General features: G+C 67.5%; 6 protein-coding genes. 3 read left to right on the top strand and 3 right to left on the bottom strand.

From position 1 onward, the window contains the following. The coding region (locus EQG76_RS01260; protein WP_200840465.1) for an inositol monophosphatase family protein at positions 1 to 528 on the top strand (528 nt) is incomplete at its 5' end. A 363-nt stretch (positions 529 to 891) separates the two neighbouring features. On the opposite strand, the gene EQG76_RS01255 is transcribed toward EQG76_RS01260, so the two are convergent. Then, entirely contained in the window at positions 892 to 1,101 is a 210-nt protein-coding gene (locus tag EQG76_RS01255) for a hypothetical protein (RefSeq protein WP_159709875.1), read from the bottom strand. Between the two features lie 261 nt (positions 1,102 to 1,362). On the opposite strand from EQG76_RS01255, the gene EQG76_RS01250 reads away from it, so the two are divergent. After that, positions 1,363 to 1,800, top strand: a complete 438-nt coding sequence (locus EQG76_RS01250; protein ID WP_159709873.1) for a PPC domain-containing DNA-binding protein — start codon at positions 1,363 to 1,365, stop codon at positions 1,798 to 1,800. A gap of 3 nt (positions 1,801 to 1,803) precedes the next feature. Here the strand turns inward: EQG76_RS01250 and hemB are convergent, their stop codons facing one another. Continuing rightward, on the bottom strand, positions 1,804 to 2,808 hold the full coding sequence (hemB, locus tag EQG76_RS01245; RefSeq protein WP_159709871.1) for a porphobilinogen synthase: 1,005 nt from the start codon (positions 2,806 to 2,808) through the stop codon (positions 1,804 to 1,806). A 337-nt stretch (positions 2,809 to 3,145) separates the two neighbouring features. Here hemB and EQG76_RS01240 point away from each other — a divergent pair, with 337 nt between their 5' ends. Beyond that, positions 3,146 to 3,604, top strand: coding sequence for a MarR family winged helix-turn-helix transcriptional regulator (locus EQG76_RS01240; RefSeq protein ID WP_159709879.1), 459 nt, complete (start codon positions 3,146 to 3,148; stop codon positions 3,602 to 3,604). Between the two features lie 5 nt (positions 3,605 to 3,609). Here the strand turns inward: EQG76_RS01240 and EQG76_RS01235 are convergent, their stop codons facing one another. After that, on the bottom strand, positions 3,610 to 4,158 hold the full coding sequence (locus EQG76_RS01235) for a DUF924 family protein (RefSeq protein ID WP_159709877.1): 549 nt from the start codon (positions 4,156 to 4,158) through the stop codon (positions 3,610 to 3,612). Between the last annotated feature and the right edge of the window lie 7 nt (positions 4,159 to 4,165).

Below are 4,165 nucleotides of genomic sequence, written 5' to 3'. Positions count from 1 at the left end.
GTGGTCGACCCGATCGACGGGACCCAGCCCTTCATTTCCGGGATCCGGACTTGGTGCATTTCGATCGCCTATGTGCGGGACGGCGAGATCGAGATGGGTCTGGTCTACGACCCGTGCGCCGACGAGCTGTTCGCCGCGCGCCGCGGCGAGCCCGCCACCATGAACGACCGGCCGATCCGCCCCCATCCCGGGACGGACTTCACCGCCGGGATCACCAGTGTGGGCTATTCCAACCGGATCACGCCGGCATCGGTAATCTCGGTGATGACCCGGCTCCTGAACGCGGGCGGCATGTTCCATCGCAGCGGGTCGGGCACGCTGTCGATCTGCTACGTCGCCTGCGGCCGGCTGCTCGGCTATGTCGAGGGCCACATGAACAGCTGGGATGCGCTGGCCGCAATCGCGGTGGTGCGCGGGGCGGGCGGTCGCACCAACGACTTCCTGGCCAATGACGGGCTCACCAGGGGCAACCCGATCATCGCCGGCCCGGCGCAGCTCTACGACCAGATGGCGGCCCTGCTGGACTGAGCGGCGGAGACGTCAGGAGCGGGCTGTCGTCTGATCCAGCCGCGTGCGGATCTCCTCCGCGACCCGCTTGGCGATCGCGCGCGGTGTTCTCCGTGCTGAGCGTCGATTCCAGGTCGAACGCGCCGGGGCTGACCAGACGCTGCGGGGCCAGCAGCACCTTGTCGCTCACCGAGTAGCGCACCTCGATCAGGATGGTAGCACTGCCGGTGAGCGAGCCGCCCTTGCCGGTGGCCTCCCGCCCGAGATGATCACGGCACCCACCGGGATGAGCCGTGAGGCGGTGGTGGCGAGCGGCACGGTGGCCGAGATGCGCAGCACGGTGAAGCGCAGCCTGAGCACGCCCGTTCCAGGCGTGTTGGTCAGCTAGTCCCGCGACTTCAGCCGTGGGGTCGTCTCGTCCGGCAGCATCTGGGCGAGCTTCTGCACCCCCTGGGCGTTGAGGCTGCCATAGTCGGCACCGGCGCAGCGATAGATCTGCGCCTGCGGATCGATCATCACCTTCTGGTCGGCGTGCGGATCGAACTGGCTGTCACGATACGTCCAGCCGTCGATCACCCCCGGCTCCGGGCGCATCTGGGCGGCCTCCGGCGCGGCCGCGATCGGGCCGCTGTCGCCGTCGCTCTGGCACCTAGCCAGCAGCAGCTCGCCCCCAGCACGATGGACGCGTCGATGGATCTTCTGCGCATCGCCGCCACCCCGGTTGCTTCCTGTCGTAGTTCGGGATCGGGCAGGCCGGAGGAGTCATTAATCTGCACTGATCCAGCGTAAAATCAGGCGGAACGGCAGGGGCGCGCACCCCGTTCCATCCCGGTGAACCATGACGGGAGAAGGGTGATGCAGGCTCGGCAGATCCACGAGGCGAACGGCCAGCGGACCTTCGCGCTGGTGCTGGACCCGGGCGACGAGGTGATGGCGAGCCTGGAGCGCTTCGCCGCCGACGAGCGAGTGGCAGCAGCCCAGATCACCGCGATCGGCGCGTTCGCCCGGGCGACCCTGGCGTTCTGGGACGGCGCGAAGAAGGAGTATCTGGAGATCCCGGTCGAGGAGGTCACCGAGGTCGTTGCCATGCTGGGCGACGTCAGCGTGACCGAGGACGGCAAGCCCAAGCTACACCTGCACGCGGTCCTGGGCCGGCGCGACGGCTCCACCCTGGGCGGCCACCTCCTGAAAGGCACGGTGGAGCCGACGCTCGAGGTCGTGCTGACCGAATCGCCGGCCCATCTGCGCCGGGTCCACGACCCCGAGAAGGGCCTACCGCTGATCCGCCTGTGAGCCTCAGCCCCCGTCGCGCAGCCGCCGGGCGATGTCGATGGCCGCATAGGTGAGGATGCCGTCCGCCCCGGCTCGCTTGAAGGCCAGCAGCGTCTCCATCATCGCGGCGTCGCCATCAATCCAACCCTGCGCCGCCGCCGCCTTGATCACCGCATACTCGCCGCTGACCTGGTAGGCGAAGGTCGGGACGTCATAGGTCTCCTTCACCCGCCGGATGATGTCGAGATAGGGCAGGCCCGGCTTGACCATCACCATATCGGCGGCTTCCGACAGGTCGGCTGCCACCTCGCGCAGCGCCTCCGCCGTGTTGGCCGGGTCCATCTGGTAGGTCTTCTTGTCGGCACGGCCGAGCGAGCGGCCGGAGCCGACCGCATCGCGGAACGGCCCGTAGAAGGCCGAGGCATACTTGGCCGCGTAGGACAGGAGGATCGTGTCCTGGAAGCCCTGCTCGTCCAACACCGTGCGCAGCGCGCCGATCCGCCCGTCCATCATGTCGGACGGCGCCACGATGTCACAACCGGCGGCTGCCTGGCACAGAGCCTGGCGGCAGAGCGCTGCAATCGTCTCGTCGTTCAGGATCCGGCCGTCGCGGATCAGCCCGTCCTGGCCGTGCGACGTGTAGGGGTCGAGCGCCACGTCGGTGATCAGCCCGATCTCCGGCACGGCGCGCTTGATCGCCCGCAGCGCCCGGCAGACCAGGTTGTCCTCGTTCCAGGCCTCGCACCCGTCATCGGACTTGCGCTCGGGCGGGGTCACCGGGAACAGGGCCAGGGCCGGGATGCCCAGGCCCGCGGCCTCCTCGGCGACGCCCACCAGCAGGTCGACCGACAGCCGCTCCACGCCCGGCATGCTGGCCACGGCCTCGCGCTGGCCCTGCCCCTCCAGGATGAACACGGGTAGGATCAGGTCGCGCGGGCTCAGGGCGACCTCGGCCACCATGGCGCGGATCCAGGGCGTGCGCCGCAGCCGGCGGGGGCGTGAGCGCGGAAAGGCGGCGAACGGAGTCAATGTTGCTTCCGGGACAGGTTGGAACCGCCCCAGAATAGATCAGGGTGGCCGCGAGGTTAAACGTTCCCCTCCACCATGCGACTGGCCGTCGCGACGAACGTCACGAGGCTGGTAGCTTCAGGTATCAGTGCCTCGCGGATGCAGGCTGGGGACATGCGGGCCAGAGAATCGCCTCCTGAGTGAAAAATTGGAAGATTCTGATATACCCGTCGTTGACGTGCGGTGGGACTTTTCGCCAGTGTCTATTGAGAAGTAGATGGGCGGATCCTGGCGAACCGGCGGCCCAGGCGAATGGTCGGCATGTTCAGGCCCCGCGCTGTCCCGATACGAGGGCGACGTGAAAGATCCATATCTCGTTTCGATCCGGTTGATCGAACGTCTCCATCGGCGCTTCCTCGATGTCATCAAGACCGAACTCGACCGGCTTGGCATCGAAGACATCAATAACGTGCAAACCCTGATCCTCTCGAACATCAATGAGGAGCAGCTGACCGTCGGCGAACTGACGGTGCGCGGCTACTATCTCGGCTCGAACGTGTCCTACAACGTCAAGAAGCTGGTCGAGACCGGCTACCTGATCCAGGAACGCTCCTTCCACGACCGGCGCATGACCCGGGTGCGACTCTCGCCCAAGGGCCTGGACCTGGTCGGCAAGATCGACGCCCTTTACGCCAAGAACGCCGAAGAACTGGCCGCTACAGGGATCGGCGCCGACCGCCTGTCCTCGGCCAATGACCTCCTGAGCGCGCTCGAGCGATTCTGGAGCAACTATATCAGCCGCGCCTATCAGCGCTGAGCGCCTCAGAACGACGAGTTCGGCTCCAGGAGGAAGGCCTCCTCCTCCGGCGTGGACGGGCGGCCGAGGATCCGGTTGCGGTGCGGGAAGCGGCCGAACCTGGCGATGATCCGCTGGTGCTGCTCGGCATAGTCGAGCAGGGTAGGGTCCTCCAGCATCGCCATGAGCCGGCAGCACAGGTCCTGGTCGGCCAGCCGCTCCGAATGTTCGAACGGCAGATAGAGGAACAGGCGCCGCTCGCGCGGCACCTGCTGATCGAGGCCAGCCGCCAGCACGTCCCGGGCGATCTCGCGGGCCTTGGCATCCGAGGCGAAGGCCAAGGGCGTGCCGCGATGCACGTTGCGCGGGAACTGGTCCAGGACCAGCAGGAGTGCCAGGGCACCTTCGGGCGTGGTCGCCCAGTCGTCATGCGCGCCGGCGGTTGCCGGGAGCAGGAGCTCGCCGAACCGGTCGCGGATGCGGGCGTCAAAGGCGGGATCGACCCGGAACCAGGCGGCCTTGTCCGGCAGGTCGAACCAGAACGAGACGATGTCGTCGACGTGATGGCGGCCCATGCTGCTC

Origin of the sequence: Geminicoccus flavidas (assembly GCF_009806515.1) — a bacterium.
Classification (GTDB): Bacteria; Pseudomonadota; Alphaproteobacteria; order Geminicoccales; family Geminicoccaceae; genus Geminicoccus; species Geminicoccus flavidus.
Note: the sequence above shows the minus strand (reverse complement) of the source record. Positions and strands in the feature narration are given on the sequence as shown.